Genomic DNA, 18,165 nt, shown 5'->3' with positions numbered 1-18,165 from the left:
ATTTAAATTACCAATAATAAGATGAGAGGATGATATATTGTGAAAGTAAAAAAAGCTATTATACCAGCCGCAGGTCTTGGAACAAGATTTTTACCTGCAACTAAGGCGCAACCAAAGGAGATGCTTCCAGTAGTTGATAAACCAACAATTCAATACATAGTTGAAGAAGCAATCGCTTCTGGAATTGAAGAAATCTTAATCATTACAGGTAGAAACAAAAAATCTATAGAAGATCATTTTGATAAATCAGTAGAATTAGAATTAGAATTAGAGAAGTCTGGAAAATCAGAATTACTTGAATTAGTAAGAGATATATCTGATATGGTTGATATACATTATATAAGACAAAAAGAACCAAGAGGATTAGGTCATGCAATTCATTGTGCAAAAACTTTTGTTGGAAATGAACCATTTGCTGTTTTACTAGGTGATGATATTGTTGATAGCGAAAAACCATGCTTAAAACAATTAATAGACTGTTATAGCGAATATAAAACTACTATCCTAGGAGTTCAAACAGTAGCTAAAGAAAATGTTTCCAAGTACGGTATAGTAGATGGAATACATGTTGAAGATAGAGTTTATAAGGTAAAAGATTTAGTTGAAAAGCCTAATACCGAAGAAGCACCAAGTAATGTTGCTATACTTGGAAGATATATTATAACACCAGAAATATTTAATATATTAGAAAATACTAAGCCAGGAAAAGGTGGAGAGATTCAATTAACAGACGCGCTAAAAACTTTAATTGGAACTGAGGCCATGTATGCATATAACTTTGAAGGTAAAAGATATGACGTTGGAGATAAACTTGGGTTCTTGCAAGCAACAATAGAATTTGCCTTAAAGAAAGATGAATTAAGAGATGAATTTATAGATTATTTAAGTTCTAAGCCATGGGAAAATAATTATTAGAAAATAAATTAAGAGTAATTAAATTAATAAATCCTAAAGTATATTTTAGGATTTATTAATTTATAAAATATACATAACGATAGTAGTTTTGATATGTATATGAAAATCTAATATCAGAAATTAAACTTTTAGAAACTAATAACGATTGGTATACTTTTGAATTAAGAATCTTATACCAAATATAATTAGTGAAATAAGTAATACAATATTTAATACCGAATTACCAAATTGTATAAATAGTGTACATATCAATAAAAATATAAATACACCTAAAAGCCATTGTATAAATCTCATTATTTTGTCTCCTTGTAAAATTAATTTTGTAATATTAGTTTATCCTAAATTGAAAGATGCAATTCATGAAAATTTTCCTAGTAATTGAAGAGAGATGAAGAATATAGTAAAAATCGTTATAAAAAACTAATTATAATTAACCTTATTATGATTTTTTATGGCGTGTACATGCTGGCATATGCAATTTAAAGATATAGTAAAATTTACAAACAGCTTGAAGTAATTGTATTCAATTATTTTATTACTTGTAGTATAATTGTATTAAGTATAAAATAATGGTAAATTTAAGTTGTTATATAATCATGGAGTTCGTATGATTAGAGGATGGTGGGACAAATGCAGGATTATGAGAAGCTGTATAAATCGCTAAAGATAGAATATGAAACATATCAGAAGTTTTCAGAACAACATATACAAGAACTAAATGAGAAAAACGTAAGACTAGAAAAGAGCATAGATTCTTTATCTAATATAATAGAAGTAAGTAAATATATAAATACATTTTTTAGCAGTGATAATTTAATATCTCTAATTAATGACATGATTCTTGGAATACTAGGAGTTACATATTCAACCATATTTATGATAGAAAATGGTGAGTTAATAGTTAAGGCAAGCAATATTGAGAATATGAATATAAATCTAACTTCTAAGGAGTTTGTTCATATAAACAATGGAGAGGAATTCTTAGTTAATTCCAGAAAGCCTTTGAAGCAGACTGGAGAACATAAAATAGACATACATTCAATTATGGGATCGCCAATAAAGCTGAGAGAAAAATTTATTGGATATATAGTAGTAGAACATAATCTCTATAAATTTATGAACATAGAGCTTAAACTTTTCCTTAGATCAATTGCAAACCAGATTGCGATTGCAATAGAAAATTCTTTGCTATATAAAGAATTAGAAAAAATAAATCAAAGAGACCCTCTACTTGGAATATATAATAGGAAATACTTTTTTGAATTCTTAGAAAAGAATGATAATAGAAAATTAAACGATAAATTTGCCATAGTAATGATAGATATAGATGATTTTAAGAAGGTAAATGATACATATGGTCATCAATTTGGTGATAAGATTTTGATTAACACAGCTAATATTGTTAAGTGTGGAATAGATAAAAATGATATCTTCGCCAGATATGGAGGGGAAGAATTTATTCTATATATTTCAGATTTTACTAGTGAGGATAATGTGTATACCAAAATTGAAGCTATACGACGTACAATTGAAGGTAGTAAAATAAATTGTAACGGTAGAGATGAGTCTATAACAGCAAGTTTTGGAATTTCATTTTTCCCTTTAAATGGTACAGACTTAAATGAACTTATAAGTAAGGCTGATGATTTATTATATAAAGCTAAAAAAAGTGGTAAGAATAGAGTTCTGAGTGGAAATATATTTAAAATCTAATAATAATATTATAAAGCAAACTTATTTATATTAATAAGAATGCTTTTTTATTATTTAGGCTAATAATATTTTATAGTGGATAAGTAAAAAAATTATTATTAAATTAAAAAGTAGTTATTGGCTAAATTTATATTATCTTTAAAGCATCCGGTAAAATATTTTGTAACTTGTGGTATTTATTAATAAATATATAAGGAGGGTATATTATGGATAGTAAAAAGTTACTATCTTTGATAAAAAGAGAAGAAGGAACAAAGTTAGATTTTAAATTGAAACTAGAGCTTTTCTGTGAGACAGGTAAGAAAGAATTAACTAAAGATATATGTGCCATAGCTAATTCGAGTGGGGGAAGAGGATATATAATTGTTGGAGTTGAAGATAAAACCAAGAATATTATAGGCATACAAGAAAATGACATGTTTAAAGAAGAGCAGATACAGCAAATAATAACGACAAGATGTGAGCCTCCAATACCAATAGAAGTTGATTTTGTAGAGATTAAAAATAAGAAAATAGGCGTAATATCAATTTATGATGGGGGACAAAAGCCATATCAAGTTAGGGATAATGGAGCTTTTTATATAAGGAGAGGTTCTACTACAGATGTAATGAGAAAGCAAGAATTAATTGTATTATTTGAGGAAAATCTAAGCTTAACTATTGAAACATGCCCTCTTATAAAAAGTAGCATTGATATTCTAAATATGGAATTGGTTAATAAATATTTCAGCAAAAAGGGTATAGAAATTAATGAAGAAAATAAGAGATTTTTACTGTTAAGTGCAGGAATAGCCTTTGAACATAAAGAAGGCGCACCTCTTAAATGCACATATGGAGGATTGCTTGTATTTTCTGATAAGAATTATATATATATTCCTAACAATATGATAAAAATCATTAATAAGTTAGAAAAAACCAATGGAGAATTGCACATAATTCAAGGAAATCTTTTATCTATGATAGATAGTGCAGAAGAAAAAATAAAAGATATATTACCAAAGAATTATCCAATGCAAGCAATAATTGAAGCAATAAAGAATGCAGTTCTATATAGAGAATACTTTGATTTGAATAAAATAATCGAAATAATTATAGATAGGAATAAAATTATTATTTCAAGCCCTGGTGAGTTCATAGATGAAAATGTAAAAGGGCAAAGAACCAATTATAATAAAAGAAATATTTGGTTATATGAAAAACTAATTTCTTTAGATGAGAAAAGAAGATTTTTAAATAGCGGAAGAGGATTTACAATTATTAAAAATTCTTTTAAAGGGAAAGGCAGAGTTAAATTTATTAATTCACGAGCAGAACATAGTTTCAAGGTGATATTGCCGAGCATTGAAATTAAATGACATGGAGTTTAAATCTAAATAAGTGTATATAAAATATGAATTATTGCCAAAATTTAAGGTTGAGGATATACTATAATAAGTAATTCTAATATGAAATTTAGAATAATATTACTTTATTAACCTGAAATGCAGCATAAGTTAAAAACTTATGTAACAAAAAGTTGTGATGAAAAGTTTAATAAATTTATGAAGCTAAAATATATTTTTTGAGAAATACGTATAGTTTTTATAATCTGGACTTGTAATCTGCAATTAGTTTATATTAACTCAAATAAGAAAATTTTAGGAGGTACTATAATGGCAAATGTATTAGATGAGCTATTAGAGAGAGGATACATAAAACAATTTACACATGAAGAAGAAACAAGAAAATTATTGGAGAATGAAAAAATAACTTTCTATATAGGCTTTGATCCTACAGCAGATAGCTTACATGTAGGACATTTTATAGCAATGATGTTTATGGCTCATATGCAAAGAGCAGGACATAGACCGATAGCTTTAATTGGTGGTGGAACTGCCATGGTTGGAGATCCAAGTGGTAAAACTGATATGAGAAAAATGCTTACTAAAGAAGATATTCAGCATAATGTAGATTCTATTAAGAAACAAATGGAGAGATTTATAGATTTTTCTGATGGTAAGGCAATATTAGCAAACAATGCTGATTGGCTTTTAAATCTTAATTATGTTGATTTCTTAAGAGAAGTAGGAGTGCACTTTTCTGTAAACAGAATGTTAACAGCAGAATGCTTTAAACAAAGATTAGAAAAAGGATTATCATTCTTAGAATTTAACTATATGTTAATGCAAGGATATGATTTTTATGAATTAAATCAAAAATATAACTGTAAAATGCAGCTTGGCGGAGATGATCAATGGTCTAATATGATAGCTGGAGTTGAACTTGTAAGAAGAAAAGCTCAAGGGGAAGCTATGGCTATGACTTGTACTTTACTTACAAATAGTCAAGGACAAAAAATGGGTAAGACTGTTGGAGGAGCATTATGGTTAGATCCTGCAAAAACTTCACCATATGATTTTTATCAATATTGGAGAAATGTAGATGATGCAGATGTTGAAAAATGCTTGGCATTATTGACATTCTTACCAATGGATGAAGTGAGGAGATTAGGTGCGCTTGAAGGAGCTGAGATAAATGGAGCTAAGAAAGTTCTTGCGTATGAGATAACTAAACTTGTTCATGGAGAAGAAGAAGCTAAGAAGGCAGAAGAAGCAGCAACAGCATTATTTGCTGGTGGAGCTGATATGTCAAATGTTCCAACTGTTACTATAGCTAAAGAAGAAATTGGTTTACCTATATTAGAGGTAATGGCAAGTACTAAAATTATTCCATCTAAAAAAGAAGGTAGAAGATTAATTGAGCAAGGTGGCTTGTCTATTAATGGAGTCAAAGTTGAGGACGTTAATAGAATCTTAACTGAAGAAGACTTCCAAGATGGTGCTGTATTAATTAAAAGAGGAAAGAAAAACTATAATAAGATAGAAATTAAATAATTTTATTATACAAAATATGTTGTTAATTGAAGGTGTAAAAACTTTTAGTTAACAACTTTTTGTTTTTTTGAATACTAATAAAAGCTTTCAAATATTGTTGCCAAATAAGTATAAATCATATATATGGCAGTCTCATCTATAATACATACAAACATATTAATAATATTTTATTATGATGTATCGGCAAGTCAGATTAGTATTTATATTTTTTACGGGTATCATATGTTTGTACATAATAAATTATTATCTTGTAAATAATAAAAAATGAAAATTACTTGAATATAAGTAATCCTAATATTTAAACAAAGGAGAGATACAATTATGAAAAACAAACTAGATAACAGAAAAGATAATGTAGATAGAATTCAATATAACATTGATAGAACCATCTTGAATTGCGAACTTGCAGATGAAATGATAGAAAAAACTGATGATCCTAAAATGCAAGAAACATTAAAAGAGAAGAATGATAGAAGAGAAGAAGCGCTTCGAGGCATGAGAGAAGAAATTAGAGATGAGGCATTGGATAAAGAAAGAGGATATAAGTAGAAGGAATACGTATAAATTTAATAGCATTTAACAAAAAAATGAAGTATAAAGTATATTATTAATATATAGTATATCCTATTAAAATATATTAAGTTACTAAGTGTAAAATAAAAATCACTTGTGAATTATTTATAAGTCACAAGTGATTTCTATTTAAAAGCTTAATGAATATCCTAATTATATGAAAAAAGTATTTGTTAATTTACATAGTTTCAGGTTATAATAGTAAGGTGATGAAAAGGTTTAAATTATATAGTAATTATTTCTTGTAACAATCCGATATACAGTATATAATATTATCGCCAACATATTTGTATTTTCTACAAAATTTTCATTAATGGCAGTAGCAATTAATATTTTTGAATTACTATAAAATTTAATTTTACAGGTCATATTGGAATATTGAAAATAAAATCTTAAGGGAGGAAAAAGTGTGAGCTATAAATTATTAATAATAAACCCAGGTTCTACGTCAACAAAAATATCTGTATTTGAGGATGAAAAGGAAGTATTTGGAGAAACTATAAGACATTCTTCAGAAGAAATAGGAGAATTTAAACATATCTCTGATCAACAAAACTTTAGAACAGAAGTTATATTGAAGATATTGAAAGATAATAAAATAGATATAAAGGAATTAGATGCAGTAGTAGGTAGGGGGGGGCTTTTAAAACCAATCCTAAGTGGCACATATAATGTAAATGATAACATGTTGAAGGATTTAAAGGAAAGTATTAAAGGAGAGCATGCATCTAATCTAGGTGCTATAATAGCAAATGAAATTTCTAAATCTATTGGCAAATCTGCATTCATAGTAGATCCAGTAGTAGTAGATGAAATGGAAGAAATAGCCAGATTGTCAGGTGTTCCAGAGCTTCCTAGGAAGAGTATTTTTCATGCGCTAAATCAAAAGGCAGTAGCTAAAAGATACGCTAGAGAAAACTCTAAAAATTATGAAGATATAAATGTTATTGTAGCACACATGGGTGGCGGTGTTTCTGTAGGTGCACATAAAAAAGGAAAAATAGTGGATGTTAATAATGCACTTGATGGTGAAGGAGCTTTCTCCCCAGAAAGAAGTGGTGGAGTTCCATCAGGCGATTTGGCTAGAATGTGTTTTAGCGGAAAGTATACATTGGAAGAAATCTTAAAGAAAATAACAGGAAAAGGTGGATTTGTAGCTTATCTTGACACAAACGATGCTAGGGTTGTAGAAAGTGCTGCACTAGATGGAGATCCAAAGGCTAAGATGGTACATGATGCTATGGGATATCAAGTTTCAAAGGAGATAGGTGCGGCAGCAACAGTACTTAACGGTAATGTTGACGCTATAATTTTAACTGGGGGAATGGCATATGGAAAGCCTATGGTTAATCTAATAAGAGAACGAGTAGGCTTTATAGCACCTATGGTGATCTATCCAGGTGAAGATGAAATGCTTGCTTTAGCACAAGGCGTAATTAGAGTACTTAACGGAGAAGAAGAAGTTAAAGAATACAAATAAATTATTAAGTGAATTTAATAAGATAATGATAGAGGTGAGGGTTCTTTAAAACGGAAGCTTCACCTTATTTTTTATAACCTTAAAATTTGCAAGTATAAATGCTATAATGTTATATCGAATAGGTGTGTACTCGGATAATATTATAATAGATTAATCATGCTGAATATCTAAATTGTAATTAATAACATTTAATTTTTTAGTTAACTTATGCTATGTTCATACGATAAGTATAATAGAGTGATCGGGAAAGTACGAATGAAATTAGTAGGGGAGAAGATAATATGCCAGGAATTTGGAATATAAATAATGGATATAATATAAATACAAAAAAAATTTCTAGCAAGTTAACTTTTGAAGTAGGGGAACGCTTTACAGGAAGAGTAGTTGCAAAGGGAGATGGAAAAGATATTACAGTCAAGTTATCAGATGGATGGCAATTTATTGCTGAGCTTGAGGGAAATATCAATTTGGATGATCTTAAGTTAGTTAAGTTCCAAGTAAACGGATTTGAAAATGGGAAGTTAAAATTAAAACTAGTAGAAGATTCTGTAGATGAAAAATCAACTGGTGATGAAAGCTTTCAGGAAATAATCGATAAAGAAGGCCTTTCAAAGGAAGATATTGATATTTTAAAACAGATGGTTAAGCGTAATCTTCCTCTAACTAGAGATAATATTAATTTAATTAAAGGATTAATTCAATTTAATGGAAAGATAAGTTCAAATCCAAAGGAAATAGATGCATTTATTCAAACATATCTTCAAAGTAAAAATATATCTGGAAATAGTGAGGAAGGTCAAGCTGCTAAAGAGATGCTTACCAAGTTCCTGAATGAATTTAAGAATATGTCACAAGACGATATACTTACATTTATAGAAAATAATTTGGATTTTTCGGAAGAAAGTATAGATAGTTTTAACAAGTTGTTTAAAGGAAATTCATCAATAGAGCAAATATTAAAAAAGATGAATGAGTCATTAAATTTTATAGAATCACCAAATAATAACCTTGAGACTGTAGTTAAAAATAAAACAATAGATAGAGAAATTGACTTGATGAAGAATACTACAGATACAACTAAAGCAATAGCATCGAAGTTGTATAATGAGAATGATCCTTCAAATAGGAAAATAAATGTTCTGGATGTATTAAAAACATTAGCAGGAAGTGAAGATAGTGAATTAAATATAGCTCAAAAGTTTGCTGATAATGAGAAAAATAACTTAAATACTCAAAAAGTAAATCTTTCACCTTCGTTAGTTGAAAAATTAAATAATAAAGAAATAGTTGAGCTAATAAAGGAAACAATGGGTAATAGTATCACAACTGATAGTGAACCCAAGACACAAGCACAAAGTCTTATAGAATCATCAAATAAAAATAAATTAGAAATATTATTAAGTAATATTGAAGGCAGGGAAGTTAAACTTACTGATAGTGAATATAAAGAATTCAATAAATTATTGAATAATAGAATTGAAGGAAAAGATCACTATGAAGAAACAGTATCTAATGATAAAGGTGGAAATATACAGCCTAAGGAATTGTCAACATCATTTAAGGAAAACTTTGCTGATCTAAAAAATGAGGATTTACTATTAAGAAGTAATTTAGATAGCAAAGAAGCTATAAAAGCTGATATGAAATTCAAGATAGATGGAGTAAGGGATATAGTTAAGAACTTAATAGCACATGTGGATTTAAAGGATGCAGGATATGAAAAAATAATGGATTTAATAAAAAATAATATAAATGATATTAAGGTATTCAATTCCGTAAGCAATGAGTATTATTATTTAAATATTCCTATAAATGCAAATAGCCAAGAATATCCATGTAAACTAATAATAAAGGATAATAGAAAAGATGGTAAAAAAATAGATAAGACTAATGCTAAAATGGTTGTTAGTGTTAAAACAGCTAATTTAGGAGAGGTCGATGGATATTTGACATTAAGAGATAACAGAATTGATGTAAATTTAAAATGTGAAAGTCATTTTGCATCTATTTTAAACAATAATAAATCTAAATTAGCAGATGGGTTATCAACACTTGGGTTGTTTGTTAATATAAGTGTATCCATGAAAGAAAAGCCTGTGGACTTAGTAAGTTGTAGAAATTTCTTTAACGATTTAACTATTTCTGCTATCGATATTAAGGTATAATAATTAGTGTATTCATTTAAAATACGCAGTTAATGTGCAATAAAGGAGTCTTAATTATAATGCTTTTAGATCGTAAGGAATTTTAGCTTTAATTGTACATTTTGGCACTATTGAAAATATTGGTTAGGAGTGTACAGGAGTATGAATCAGAGGAAGAAAGCCGCAGCATTAAAGTATGAATTTAATAGCGATGCACCAGTAGTTACAGCAGCTGGGATGGGGCATATTGCAGATAAAATAATAGAAAAAGCAACGCAAAACGAAGTACCAATAGTATACAATAAAGAGCTAACTGATTTATTGTGTAATGTAGATGTTGGAGATGAAATTCCTACGGAATTATATGAAGCAGTAGCTCATGTAATTGCTTTTCTTACTGATTTGGATAAGAAGAGATTATAGACAGAAGAAACACGGAAGGTGAGAAAATGGCACTTTATACTATTTCAGATTTACACTTAGGTTTTAATGTTGAAAAGCCAATGGACATTTTTGGAGATAAGTGGAAAGCGCATTCTGATAAAATAAAAGAAAATTGGCTTAAAAAAATAACTGAAAAAGATATGGTGCTTATAGCTGGAGATATATCTTGGTCTTTAAAAGAGAATGATAGTAAATATGATTTGGACTGGATAAATGAATTACCAGGTAAAAAGATTATAAGCAAAGGAAACCATGATTATTGGTGGGGGAGCATATCGAAATTAAATAAGATGTATGAAAATACTAAGTTTCTCCAAAATAATTTTTATACTTATGAAGATTATGCTATATGTGGGACTAGAGGATGGATGTGCCCAGGAGGGGATAAATATACTAGCAAAGATGAAAAAATATATACCAGAGAACAAATAAGGTTGAAACTTTCGTTAGATGCTGCGAAAAATAGTGGATTTGAAAAGATAATTGTTATGCTTCATTACCCTCCTACAAATGATAAATTTGAGGAATCTGAATTTACACGAATGATTAAAGAATACAGTGTAGAAAAAGTTATATATGGACATTTGCATGGTCCAGTACTACTTGGAAAAGTATTGAATGGATATTTAGATGGAGTAGAATATATATTAACATCAGCAGATTATTTGAATTTTGATCCTAAAAAGATATTATGATGCAGATAAATATAGAATGAAATTTAATTCAACAAATATAAATAGAAAATTTGTTGGAGTTTAAAATTAATCTGAATAATAAGCAAGTAGGTAATTGTATTTATATATTATTATAAATACAACTGGAATAAGTAGGTTATATTTCTTTACATAATTATAATAAGATTTGGAGTGACGTTTTATGATTTATTCCTTAGAAAATGAAAAAATTAAAATTACTGTTAGTGAACATGGAGGCGAACTACACTCTATAACAGGTAAGAAGGAAGGTACTGAATATCTTTGGAATGGGAATCCGGAATATTGGAAATACCACGCACCACATTTATTTCCTATAATAGGCAAGCTAAAGGATTCTAAGTATAGAGTTGATGGAAAGGAATATGAATTACCATCTCATGGATTAGCAAGAATTTCTCAATTTACCTTGCTAAGTCAAAGCAATGAATCTATTACTTTTGAGTTAAAGTTCTCGGATAAAAGTCTTGAAGTATATCCATATAAGTTTTCTTTGCAGGTTACTTATGATATTAAAGAAAATAGTGTAAAGGTAAGTTATAAAGTTATCAACTTGGATGATAAAAAAATCTATTTTTCAATTGGAGCTCATCCAGCATTTATGTGTCCAATTGAAAAAACAGAGATATTAGAGGATTATTATCTTAAGTTTAATGAGAGAGAGGATAGCTCAATTATGTGTTTTGATAGGAATACATATTTTACTCATGAGAAAAAAGATTATTTAACTAATAGTGATATTATTGAACTTAAAAAAGATATATTTAAAGATGACGCATTAGTATTTGATGATTTAAAATCAAATAAAATTACAATAAAATCAAAGAATCATAATAAGTCTTTAAGTGTGGAGTTTGATGGATTTCCTTACATGGGAATATGGGCTCCAGCTGATGGCGCTCCATTTGTATGTATAGAACCTTGGTTTGGTCATGCTGACTATGGCGATTTTAATGGAGACTTTAAGGATAAAGAAGGAATAATGTTCCTAGAAGAAGGAAAAGAATTTAGCTGTAGCTATATAATTTCTATTGAAGAGTAAAAATTATAGCATAATTGAAATAATAAAAGCTATCTAATTGAAAATATTAGATAGCTTTCTATTGTTTATTAATAAATAGATTTTAAAATCTATGATAAATGTTCTATTGAATTACTCATCTTTTTAATAGCATCTTCTTGGCTATTAAGATCTGTAATAATTTCTTTTGATAAAGATTCATGTTCTTTGAAAAGAACGCTTACGTTATCAATTGAATTAATAACAGTATCTTTTGCCTCAGAAGCAGTAGTCAAATTTTCTATGCAAGTGCTAATTTCTTCAGTGGCATCTTCTATAGAAGTTTTAATATCGGAAAAACTAGTTTTAGCTTCTTGTAGTGAGTTATGTTGAGTTGTTAATGCTGAATTACCAGAATTCATTGCATTAGAAGCTTTTAATATGTCTATTTTAATTTCTTCAAGTATACTAGTTATACTTTGAACAGCAAGTTTTGAGTTTTCTGCAAGTTTTCTAACTTCACCTGCGACAACAGAAAAGCCTTTACCAGCTTCACCAGCTCTTGCAGCCTCTATAGCTGCGTTTAATGATAGAAGATTCGTTTGGCTTGCGATTTGGCTTATAGAATCAGTTATACTGTTTACAGATTCAAGTTTTGATACTAAAGCATTTACTGTTGAAGTTGATATTGTGAAAGCGTCTTCAAGCTCATTTAGAGATGTATCTAAATTTCCTATTGTATTTAATCCTGTATCAGCCAATTTATCAGTATCCAACACTTTAATGTGAACATTAGTAATGTTAATTGCTAAGTCTTCCATATTAGCACGAAAACCTGATAAGATATTCTTAACATTACTTATTTCTCTGCTTTGAGCTTCAGCAGAAGATACTAATTCTGATGCAGTAGACGAAGCGTTTTTTATAGAACTATCAATTAAAACAGCTTTTTCTCTTAAATCATTGATGTTAGTTAAATTTTTCTGACTAGCGTTAGTATTGTTTTCCCCACTGTTAGAAACATTTGATACAATAGTTTCTGTCATAGTAGTATTTTTATTATTGTTTTTGTTAAAAAATCCCATGTTATATTCCCCCTTGAAATGATAAATAAAAATATATTTTTATGTGTTGGCAGTTTTAATTAAATCTTTTCCAACGCGAGCCATCTCTTTAATTTTATAAGAAGAATTTGTATTAACAATAGTTTTAGAGTACCATTGTAATGCATCTTGATTATTTCCTAATCTTCGGTTTAATTCTCCCAAAAGATACATTAAAGAATCTCTTTGTAAGCCATATATAGGAAGAATCTCAGTCATATAAGCAGTGTTAAATCCTTCGAGAGCTTGCTTTAAAAACAAAGTTTCTTGAATATTATTATCCAATAATCTATTCAACCAAGCAATTTTTAGAGAAATCATACCTTTTGTACTATTTGGCAAATCAATAAGCATAGCATTTAATAAAGCCAATTTATAGCGCTCAATTGCTAATTTTTCATCTAAAATATGTGGATATTCTCTTGGTTTCCATTTTGGTGTTACGTTACTTAAAACAAGTTCTTTTTTATGTGATTTTAGTTTTTCAAAATCTGATCTCATTGCAGCGTAGCCGCATGAATTACATATTAATACATCATAAAAATACGGATTTACTACAGAGTATCTTATAAAGAAATCTGAATCCTTAGAAATAACTCGTGGTGACTTAGATTTAACTGTTTTAGCTTTAAAATGTGAATTACAAACAGGACAGACTATCTGTTTGTCAAAAAGATGATTTAATATACTCGTATCACTCATTTTCAGTCACCCCATTAAAAATGCAATCTAGAATAAAATTCTATATTATACATTGATTATAACATATTAAAAGCATTCATAAATAGTCTATGAATATTTTTTAAATAGTTTATTTATTATTAATTACACTTAATTTAAAGTTTTTGATATAATAGATAAGGATGAAATTGAGAAATGATAGTAATGTATTAAAGGGTGATATAATGGCAATGAATGATTGGAAGGTTTTCTTAATGCCTTATGAGCAAGCAGTAGATGAACTGAAAGTTAAGTTAAAATCAATTAGAAAAGAATATAGAAAAAAAAATGAATATTCACCTATAGAGTTTGTAACAGGAAGAGTAAAAGAAGTATCAAGTATGTTAGAAAAAGCTAACAAATTTGAAATACCAATAGATAGGATTAGATATGAACTTGAGGATATTGCAGGAATAAGAATAATGTGTCAGTTTGTTGATGATATAGACACAGTAGTGCAGATATTAAGAGAACGTAAAGATATGCAGATTCTTTATGAGAAGGATTATGTAAGGAATGTTAAAGAGAGTGGTTATAGAAGTTATCATATGATAATAAAATATCCTGTAAATATGGCAGAAGGACTAGTTGAAATTTTGGCTGAATTTCAAATAAGAACATTAGCAATGAATTTCTGGGCAACTATTGAACATTCTCTTAATTACAAATATAAGCAACATATACCAGAACAATTAAAGGAAAAACTTAAAAGATCTGCAGATGCAGCATTTAGATTAGATGAAGAAATGTTAGAAATCAAAGATGAAATTAAGGATGCACAAAAATTATTTGAGGTTAAATCACATTTAATTTCAAATATAATGAATTTACTATTAACTTTAATTTCACTAGGTAAGGAAACAGAGGCAGCCAGATTCCAAAAAACTTTAAATAAGTTAATAGAAGATGGGGAAGTTTGGGAGCTAAATAGTTTATTGTTTTCTGTTAAAAGAGAAATTGAAAAATATACAGATTAAGAGTTTTTGTATATTTAGTTCATAAGGAAAATTATGTTTTGTTGTTCAAATAGTTTAAAATATAGCTGTAGATTTTCAATATTTAAAAGAAATATCTGCAGCTATGTTTTTTATTTTGAAGGGGATATTGTATTTATTAATCAAGCATAGTGAATATGTCAGTAATATCAAGTATAATGTTTTATATAGAAATAATATAGTACGAAATTAATATATATGATAAGGAGATAAAAATGGATAGAGATCAACTATTATTGAGATTGAGAAACAATCCTGAATATATTCAGGAAATAGACAAAGTTGATGAGGAATTAGAGTTATTTATTGTTAAGAATAATGGTAACAATATTAAATATATTAAGAACCCGAGTAAGGAAGTGCAAAAACAAGCTATTGCAAATACCCCGCTGTCAGCAAAATATATTAAAGACATTAATGAAGAAGTTGCTATAATGTGTGTTAAAAGCTTGTGGAACTCTTTAGAGTTAATAAATAATCCTACTAAAAAGGTGATAGAGGAAGCTATTAAGACTAAAGGATGGGCTATACAATTTATAGAGAATCCTAGCGAGGAACTTCAATTATTAGCTGTTAGTAGGGACTATGATGCAATTAAATATATAGAGAATCCTTCTGAAGAAATTCAGCTTAAGGCTATAGAAAACTACTATGTAGCAATTAGATTTATAAAGAATCCAAGCCTTAAGGCGAAAATAAAGGCAATAGAGCTAAATGGAGAAGCTATAAATTATATTTCCAACTATGATTTAGATGAAATAAAGAAATTTATATATGAAAATATAAATGTAGTTAAGTATATTTATGAAAGCATAGATGTAGAACTTGTAATTGATGTGCTTCAAGAAAAAATCAAAGAAGAAGATATTAGTAAGAAGTATATTGAAGATTTCTTAGAGTTAGAGGTTTTGGAAATGGATAAAATTAATTTTGTAAGAGAATATGGAAGCAAGAATGCCAAAAAGTTGCTAGTAGATTATAAATTATCTATATAAGAATGGAGGCGAAAAGATTGAATTATTTAGAGTGTTTAAATACAGTAGATTTAGTAGTCGCATCAAATGATGTGCCTTTAATTATAGGAGAAAGTGGAGTTGGAAAGACTTCATTAGTTAAGCGTATAGCAAGAGAAAATGGATATTATCTTGTTACAATAGATGCAAACTTGCTAAAGGAAGGGGAAATAGGAGGACTACCTGTAGTTGAAAATAGGACGACTATATATGCGACACATAGTAAGCTAATTGAAATCAAAAAAGCATTAGATGAAGATATAAATAGAGATGTTATTTTATTTATAGATGAATTGAATAGATGCGATCATGCCGTAGCACAAGAACTTATGAATCTTATCTTAAATAGAGAGATTAATGGATATATTTTGGATGAGAGAGTTAAAGTAATAGCTGCAATGAATCCTTCTAATAAAAATGATGACTTTAATAATAGTCAATATGATGTTGTTGATATGGATCCAGCTCAAGAAGATAGATTTGTCTGGGTAAAGTTAGACTCGGATATTAAAGAATGGATTAAGTGGGGAATGAGTAATGATGGAAATATAGATGAACATATCATAGAATTTTTGTCTACATTTCCTGAATATCTTCATACTCCTGATTCAGAAGAAACAATAAAGGCTACTCCAAGAAGCTGGGAGAGAGTATCAAAAGCATATAAGGTATTTGTAAAAAATAAGGGAAAATACTCTTTAGATACTCTACTGAATGTTGTAAAAGGAAATGTTGGGATTAGCATTGCAAATGATTTTGGAAACTTTTTGATAAACCTAAAAACACCTTTAGTAAAGGTTGAAGATATATTCAGCAGTGATATTTTAAATTTTGATCTAAAGGAAAAAATAGAAAAGGAAAATCATTCTAGATTATACATATTGTCTAAAAATTCGTTAAGGTATTTGGAAAATATGCCGATAGAAAGGAATTTAAGGCTATTTTCAGAACTTTTAAATTTATATCCAAGAGATTTGAGACTTGGTATTATGAAGGAAATAAAAAGAGATTATAAGGAAAGTGGACTATATGAAAAGTTACTAGGTACTGAAGAGTTCTTAGAAGCATTTTTTAATATATTTGGTTGATGAGTTAAGATATAAAAGTTTTTAATTAAGCTTTGGAAGGAGGCTGAGTTTGTATATGGATTTTGAAGAAAAAAGACAGCAACTTTTAAAAGAAGCCTATCAATTGAGTGAAGATGATAAATTTAGTGATAATTATAAAAGAAATTTCTTTGAGCTAGTAGAGGATATTATATTATATTTGTTGCAAACTCAAGATGTTTTTTTTGGGCAATTCATGCTTAGAGTTCAACGGAAAATAAATACTACCTTAACAGCGCCAATATCAACTATTCCAAAGCGTGATAGATTCGAGATGTATTTTAATCCATTTTTATTTTTGGATTGTAATAGAAAAGAAATGGCAGCATTATTTAAACATGAAATATATCATATAATGAATTCTCATTTTGAAAGAGAAAGAAAATTGAAGGATAGATTTAGTAAAGAAGCGGTAAATGTTGCTTTAGATATTTCAATTAATCAGTATATAAAAGATTTACCACCCTTTAGCAAAAGGCTTTATGCAGTTAACATGGAATATAATTTATCACTTGAGGAAAATAGAAGTGTCGAGGAATATGCAGAAGAAATTCATAAATCAATTAAGTCTAGAATAAAGCAAGATAAAGTTGATAAAGATGATGATTCGAAATATGAAGTGGATATGTCAAAAGTCCATGATTTGTGGGAAAGTGCTCAAATAAGTGATGAAGATATTAGCAATTTGACTAAGAAAACGGCTCTAAGTGCTTATAATGAAAACACTCCAAAAGGATTAGAAAACATAATTTTAGCGTACAAAGAAAAGGCAGAAATACCTTGGCAACTTGTTCTTAAAAATATACTCCCAAGTGTGAAATCAGGATATAAGAGGACAATAACAAGAAGGGATAGAAGACAGCCGGAAAGATTAGATTTAAGAGGGAGGTTACCTAAGAGTCAAACTGAATTAATTGTAGCAATAGATATAAGTGCTAGCATGAAGGACAGTGATATGCATAAGATACTAGTGGAGATATTGTCTATAACTTCAAATATTAAGAATAAAATCACAATTATCGAATGTGATAGTGAGATTAGAAAAGTATATGACTTAAGAAATGAGAATGACATAAGAAAGAGAAGCAAAGATAATGGATCTACGAAATTTACACCTGTATTTAGGTATATAAATGAAAATAATTTAAGAAGTGCTGTATTAATATATTTTACAGATGGTGTTGGAGAAAGAGAGCTTGAAGTAAAGCCAATTAACAAAAAAACTATATGGGTTGTATCTGGAAATGAAGAATTATCATTAAAAAATCCTTATGGAGAGATTAAAAGAATAAATACTGAAAAGAAGGAAAGCTCAGGTGGGAATATCGGATTGAAAATGGTAAATGAAGCTATACACGACTGGGCTAGATAGG

The 18,165-nt window shown here is 28.4% G+C and carries 16 protein-coding genes; 14 read left to right on the top strand and 2 right to left on the bottom strand.

Annotation, left to right across the window (positions count from 1 at the left end):
* The first annotated feature begins 39 nt into the window (after positions 1–39).
* The 10 genes from galU (at position 40) to KEC93_RS23045 (ending at position 11,897) form a co-directional block, all read left to right on the top strand.
* Positions 40–915: a UTP--glucose-1-phosphate uridylyltransferase GalU gene (gene galU, locus KEC93_RS23090; protein WP_012060773.1), complete on the top strand. Its 876-nt coding sequence runs from the start codon at positions 40–42 to the stop codon at positions 913–915.
* 630 nt (positions 916–1,545) lie between these two features.
* The gene (locus KEC93_RS23085) at positions 1,546–2,628 is read left to right on the top strand and encodes a sensor domain-containing diguanylate cyclase (RefSeq protein WP_023973950.1); all 1,083 of its coding nucleotides are present in this window, start codon (positions 1,546–1,548) and stop codon (positions 2,626–2,628) included.
* A 206-nt stretch (positions 2,629–2,834) separates the two neighbouring features.
* Entirely contained in the window at positions 2,835–3,983 is a 1,149-nt protein-coding gene (locus tag KEC93_RS23080; RefSeq protein WP_023973949.1) for an AlbA family DNA-binding domain-containing protein, read from the top strand.
* Between the two features lie 297 nt (positions 3,984–4,280).
* On the top strand, positions 4,281–5,501 hold the full coding sequence (tyrS, locus tag KEC93_RS23075) for a tyrosine--tRNA ligase (RefSeq protein ID WP_023973948.1): 1,221 nt from the start codon (positions 4,281–4,283) through the stop codon (positions 5,499–5,501).
* 321 nt (positions 5,502–5,822) lie between these two features.
* Complete coding sequence (tlp, locus tag KEC93_RS23070) at positions 5,823–6,050, top strand: small acid-soluble spore protein Tlp (RefSeq protein WP_023973947.1); 228 nt, start codon at positions 5,823–5,825, stop codon at positions 6,048–6,050.
* A gap of 433 nt (positions 6,051–6,483) precedes the next feature.
* The gene (gene buk / locus KEC93_RS23065) at positions 6,484–7,554 is read left to right on the top strand and encodes a butyrate kinase (protein ID WP_012060764.1); all 1,071 of its coding nucleotides are present in this window, start codon (positions 6,484–6,486) and stop codon (positions 7,552–7,554) included.
* Between the two features lie 281 nt (positions 7,555–7,835).
* Positions 7,836–9,719 (top strand): flagellar hook-length control protein FliK, encoded by a 1,884-nt coding sequence (locus KEC93_RS23060; RefSeq protein WP_077868699.1) that lies wholly within the window; start codon positions 7,836–7,838, stop codon positions 9,717–9,719.
* 141 nt (positions 9,720–9,860) lie between these two features.
* Positions 9,861–10,121: an EscU/YscU/HrcU family type III secretion system export apparatus switch protein gene (locus tag KEC93_RS23055; RefSeq protein ID WP_012060762.1), complete on the top strand. Its 261-nt coding sequence runs from the start codon at positions 9,861–9,863 to the stop codon at positions 10,119–10,121.
* 26 nt (positions 10,122–10,147) lie between these two features.
* Entirely contained in the window at positions 10,148–10,837 is a 690-nt protein-coding gene (locus KEC93_RS23050) for a metallophosphoesterase (RefSeq protein WP_023973945.1), read from the top strand.
* A gap of 181 nt (positions 10,838–11,018) precedes the next feature.
* A complete protein-coding gene (locus KEC93_RS23045; protein ID WP_039769894.1) occupies positions 11,019–11,897 on the top strand; it encodes an aldose 1-epimerase family protein in 879 nt (292 codons plus the stop codon).
* Between the two features lie 89 nt (positions 11,898–11,986).
* Here KEC93_RS23045 and KEC93_RS23040 read toward each other — a convergent pair whose 3' ends face one another.
* A complete protein-coding gene (locus KEC93_RS23040) occupies positions 11,987–12,940 on the bottom strand; it encodes a methyl-accepting chemotaxis protein (RefSeq protein ID WP_017211248.1) in 954 nt (317 codons plus the stop codon).
* Between the two features lie 39 nt (positions 12,941–12,979).
* On the bottom strand, positions 12,980–13,660 hold the full coding sequence (locus KEC93_RS23035; RefSeq protein WP_077868698.1) for a DUF2225 domain-containing protein: 681 nt from the start codon (positions 13,658–13,660) through the stop codon (positions 12,980–12,982).
* A 203-nt stretch (positions 13,661–13,863) separates the two neighbouring features.
* On the opposite strand from KEC93_RS23035, the gene yjbM reads away from it, so the two are divergent.
* The 4 genes from yjbM to KEC93_RS23015 all read left to right on the top strand — a co-directional run bounded on the left by yjbM (position 13,864) and on the right by KEC93_RS23015 (position 18,164).
* Complete coding sequence (yjbM, locus tag KEC93_RS23030; protein ID WP_023973943.1) at positions 13,864–14,655, top strand: GTP diphosphokinase; 792 nt, start codon at positions 13,864–13,866, stop codon at positions 14,653–14,655.
* 233 nt (positions 14,656–14,888) lie between these two features.
* Positions 14,889–15,668, top strand: a complete 780-nt coding sequence (locus tag KEC93_RS23025; RefSeq protein ID WP_023973942.1) for a hypothetical protein — start codon at positions 14,889–14,891, stop codon at positions 15,666–15,668.
* 17 nt (positions 15,669–15,685) lie between these two features.
* The gene (locus KEC93_RS23020; protein WP_077868697.1) at positions 15,686–16,774 is read left to right on the top strand and encodes an ATP-binding protein; all 1,089 of its coding nucleotides are present in this window, start codon (positions 15,686–15,688) and stop codon (positions 16,772–16,774) included.
* A 55-nt stretch (positions 16,775–16,829) separates the two neighbouring features.
* Positions 16,830–18,164, top strand: a complete 1,335-nt coding sequence (locus KEC93_RS23015) for a vWA domain-containing protein (protein WP_023973941.1) — start codon at positions 16,830–16,832, stop codon at positions 18,162–18,164.
* The last annotated feature ends 1 nt before the right edge of the window (position 18,165 follow it).

The organism is Clostridium beijerinckii (assembly GCF_018223745.1).
GTDB classification, from domain to species: domain Bacteria; phylum Bacillota; class Clostridia; order Clostridiales; family Clostridiaceae; genus Clostridium; species Clostridium beijerinckii.
The sequence above is the reverse complement of the archived record's forward strand: the minus strand, read 5'-3'. Positions and strand labels throughout refer to the sequence as shown.